The organism is Clostridium sp., from assembly GCF_051650885.1.
Lineage (GTDB): Bacteria > Bacillota > Clostridia > Clostridiales > Clostridiaceae > Clostridium.
In genome coordinates this window covers 1-4,212 of record NZ_JBOFRG010000267.1, presented here as the reverse complement: position 1 = coordinate 4,212, position 4,212 = coordinate 1, and the positions used below count along the sequence as shown (strand labels likewise).

Genomic DNA, 4,212 nt, shown 5'->3' with positions numbered 1-4,212 from the left:
TATTGGAATAAAAAGCCTTGCAGTTTGTTCAGATGGTGAGTTTAAAAAGAATATTAACAAAACTAAAAGAGTTAAGTATTTGAAAAAGAAACTCAAAAGAGAGCAAAGAAAACTTAGTAGAAAAATAGAAAATAATATTTCTGGTTATGCAAAAAATAGAAAACCAATTTTCAAAATACCTTTAAGGGATATGAAAAATATCAAAAAACAAAATAAAGTAATTCGTAATTTATATAAAAAACTTACTGATATAAGAACTAACCATTTACACCAAAGTACAAATGCTATAGTGAAAACCAAGCCTAGCAAAATTGTAATGGAAACTCTTAATATCAAAAATATGATGAAGAATAAACACTTGGCAAAAGCTATTGCAGAGCAATGCTTATATGAGTTCAAAAGACAGATTCAATATAAGTGCCAAAAGTATGGAATAGAGTTCTTAGAAGCAGATAAATGGTATCCTTCATCAAAAAAATGCTCTTGTTGTGGAAATATCAAGAAAAATTTAAGACTTAAAGATAGAATATATAAATGCTCTTGTGGTCTTAAAATTGATAGAGATTTAAATGCAAGTATTAACTTAGCAAATTATTCAATTTAGAATATCTAACTTAGAAATAGATTCTAAATATGTACCCAACGATACTGGGGAATTTAAGCCTTTGGACTGTCATATCAAATGAGAGTAGTATGTGATTTATCACTACAAAATCAGATGGAGTGAAGAAGGAAGGATACAAAACGAAAGTCTTTGGATATAAGTTGTATCACAGTATAAATATCTACATTTAAATAGAAATGTATATATTTTTCGTATCGGTGATGAGCCTATAAAAATATTTATTAATAGTCAAGGTGGTCATGTTGAAGCTGGTGATACAATTCATGATATGATTAAGTTTGTAAAACCAAAAATTATTATGATTGGTACTGGATGGGTTGCAAGTGCTGGAATTACAATCTATCTTGCAGCTGATAAAGAAAATAGATATTCATTACCTAACACACGCTATATGATACATCAACCTTTAGGTGGATTTAACGGTCCTGCAACAGATATTGGAATAGAAGCAAAAGAAATAATAAGAGTTCGCTCTAGAATAAATAAAATAATAAGTGATGCAACAGGTCAATCACTTGAAAAAGTTGAAAAAGATACTGATAGAAACTATTGGTTAAACTCTGAAGAAGCTTCTTCATATGGAATAGTTGGTAAAATCATTTCTAAATATGATGATATAAATAACTAAATTAAAGTATCTAAAAAGCACAAATATTCGTAAAAATATTTGTGCTTTTTAACTATTTAACCTCTATAATATAATTAAATCTATCTATTTTAATAAATTCTAATTTTTTATTATATTTAGAGAATTCTTTTTTTAGTAAATCAATATAGGAATAATATTCATCTTTTATCTCATGTATTTGAGTTTCTGATAAATCTTTTAGAATTTTCTCTTCTTCCTTTTTACTTTCAAACATTAAGTCTCCCATAATTATTACTCCATTCTCTTTTAAAACTCTTAGCATTTCTTCTATCCCTATATTTTTTTCTTCCTCTTTTAAATGATGAAATGCATACGTGGAAACAATAATATCAAAGCTTTTATTTTCATAAGGTATCTTTAGAAATTCTCCTATTCTTACCTTTAACTTTGGAAATTTTTCTTTTGCAACTGCTAACATTTCTCTTGATTGATCAATTCCTATTATTTCATATCCACTTTCTAAAAATTTTATTCCAAGATTTCCTGTTCCTATTCCTATTTCTAATATTTTAGGATTTTTCTTTTCTAATCTAATTGCTAAATCATATACTCGTTGTAATATTATTTCATAATTTTTATATATTTTTAATTCTCCATTATCTTTTCTAACATCTCTATCGTAAGATTTAGCCCAATTATTGAAATTCCATCTATCTTTCCAGCTATTTCTTATCTTGTCTATTTTATTACTTTCCGCTATTATCTCCAATAAATCTTCTTTTATATTGCTATAATTTTCTTCTTCATAACTTTTATCTATTATATTCTCTAAAGATTTTCGTATAGTATTAAGCCTGTGAATTTCATTATTGATAAGTTCCCATTGATTATTAAAATGATTTAATGCATTTTTCTTTTCACTATTTTTTAATATATCTCCTATAGCCTCAATACTTAATCCTATTGATCTATATAATAATATAGTTTGTAACCTAATAATATCATCCTCATTAAATCTTCTATACTTATTATTAGCTTCTCTTATAGGTTCTATTAATCCCTTCTTTTCATAAAATCTAATCTTATTTGTAGTTATTCCAAAAATTTCTGCAATTTCTTTAATACTATAATTCTCACTCATCTCTAACCTCCATAGTTACTTTATATTATACATAATAAACCTTCACCTTAGGTTAAAGTCAACTTTAAATTTACATTCAAAGAAATCCCCTAAGGACTTTCCTCCTCAATTCTAAATTTTTAATTCCAAATCCTTAATTATCTCCCTTCCTGTCCTCATATTTTTTATTTTTATTTCTCTCTTCCTAACTTCTTCCTCTCCTATTAAAATAATATTTTCTGCGCCTATTTTATTTGCATAACTTAATTTTTTCTTTAAAGAATCTTCTTCAAAGGTTATAGTTACACTTTTTCCTTCTTTCTCTAGCATTTTCATTACTTCACAGCTATATTCAAGGGTATCTCCTATCGGTACTATTAAGTATTCCAAGTTTTTATTTATTTTATAGTTTTCTATAAATCCAATTTCCTTTAATACAAAAAATAACCTTGTTAATCCTATTGATATTCCCACTCCTGGTAAAGTATTATTCGTATAATTTTCTGCTAGATTATCATACCTTCCTCCTGAACATATTGAACCATAACTTTCATTTCCTAATAAAATAGTTTCAAAAACAGTTCCTGTATAGTAATCTAATCCTCTTATAATCTTTAAATCTATAGAAAATTCATTTTCATTTACTCCAAGCATTAATAATGTATTACATACTTTTTCTAATTCCTCAATTCCTTCTATAAAGAATCTATCTTTTAAATCAAGTCCTTTAAGCTCTTTTATTATTTTTTTGCTATCACCTTTTATATCTAAGACTTTATTTATATATTCACTTTTTTTAATTCCTATAATCTTTTCTAACTCACTTAAAAATATCTCTTTTTCAATTTTTTCATATTTATCTATTAATGTCATAACCTCAGTTACTTCATCTATTTTTAATTCATTTAAAATACCTTTTAGTATTTTTCTGTTGCTTACTCTAAACCTATAATTCTTTAATCCTATTTCTTTAAATGCTTTTGAAGCTAAACTTATAACTAATGCATCATAATTTATGCTCAGTTTCTCTTTTCCTATAATATCTACATCACATTGATAAAATTCTCTATATCTTCCTCTTTGATTTCTTTCTCCTCTATACACTTTTCCTATCTGATATCTTTTAAATGGAAAAGTTAACTCATTATAATATTGAGCTACATACCTTGCAAAAGGAACTGTTAAATCAAACCTTAATGCTAACTTATTTTTCCCCTTTTCAAAGCTATACACTTGCTTTTCAGTTTCTCCCCCTGTTTTTGCAAGTAACACATTTGCCTTTTCTATAATTGGAGTATCTATTTCTAAACATCCACTTTTTTCATAAACATTAGTTATCTTCCATACTATATCACTAAAAATCATCTGCTCCCTTGGTAAAAGTTCCATAAATCCTGGTAATATACTCGGTTTAATTATATTCTTTTTCATATTAATCACTCCTAAAATTATTTTTAAATTCAAAAAAGCCATGTAGGCTAATATCCTACATGGCTAAAAAGATAAATTATGATTATACTTAATTTATCATTACCAGAGATACAAGCCTAAACTCAATAGACCTGTATCTGCAACAAAGCAAACCAAGTCTCTAGTAATGATGATGTATTAAATTTAATTTATTAACACTAATTATAATCATAATAATTCCTCCAAAAATAAATTTACTAAATTGTATACTTTTAATCTCTACTTGTCAAATACAGTCAACAAATCTTTTGGTGTTTGTAATTCAACATTTGCTTTAATTCCTTCTAAATCACTTGCGCCCCATACTGCAAGTGCAAAATCCATCCCAGCTAAATTTGAAGCCTTGAAATCAGCTAATGTGTCTCCAACATAGATTGATTCATTTGGATTTATATTAAGATTTTCTAC

5 protein-coding genes are annotated in these 4,212 nt (G+C 26.3%); 2 read left to right on the top strand and 3 right to left on the bottom strand.

Going from position 1 to position 4,212, the window contains the following annotated elements; genetic code table 11:
* Both ACRC28_RS12760 and ACRC28_RS12755 read left to right on the top strand, forming a co-directional pair.
* On the top strand, positions 1 to 604 hold a 604-nt coding region (locus ACRC28_RS12760), incomplete at its 5' end, for an RNA-guided endonuclease InsQ/TnpB family protein (protein ID WP_438543830.1).
* A 205-nt stretch (positions 605 to 809) separates the two neighbouring features.
* The gene (locus ACRC28_RS12755; protein WP_438543831.1) at positions 810 to 1,253 is read left to right on the top strand and encodes an ATP-dependent Clp protease proteolytic subunit; all 444 of its coding nucleotides are present in this window, start codon (positions 810 to 812) and stop codon (positions 1,251 to 1,253) included.
* Between the two features lie 52 nt (positions 1,254 to 1,305).
* Here ACRC28_RS12755 and ACRC28_RS12750 read toward each other — a convergent pair whose 3' ends face one another.
* The 3 genes from ACRC28_RS12750 to ACRC28_RS12740 form a co-directional block, all read right to left on the bottom strand.
* The gene (locus ACRC28_RS12750) at positions 1,306 to 2,355 is read right to left on the bottom strand and encodes a MerR family transcriptional regulator (RefSeq protein ID WP_438543829.1); all 1,050 of its coding nucleotides are present in this window, start codon (positions 2,353 to 2,355) and stop codon (positions 1,306 to 1,308) included.
* Positions 2,356 to 2,466: 111 nt separating this feature from the next.
* Positions 2,467 to 3,765 (bottom strand): histidine--tRNA ligase, encoded by a 1,299-nt coding sequence (hisS, locus tag ACRC28_RS12745; protein WP_438543828.1) that lies wholly within the window; start codon positions 3,763 to 3,765, stop codon positions 2,467 to 2,469.
* A 258-nt stretch (positions 3,766 to 4,023) separates the two neighbouring features.
* Positions 4,024 to 4,212, bottom strand: a 189-nt coding sequence (locus ACRC28_RS12740; protein ID WP_438543827.1) for an HAD family hydrolase, incomplete at its 5' end; no start/stop codon positions are given.

Excerpts from the sequence above, each read along its gene's own strand:
- ACRC28_RS12750 (WP_438543829.1), bottom strand. The coding sequence starts at position 2,355 with ATGAGTGAGAATTATAGTATTAAAGAAATTGCAGAAATTTTTGGAATA.
- hisS (WP_438543828.1), bottom strand. The coding sequence starts at position 3,765 with ATGAAAAAGAATATAATTAAACCGAGTATATTACCAGGATTTATGGAA.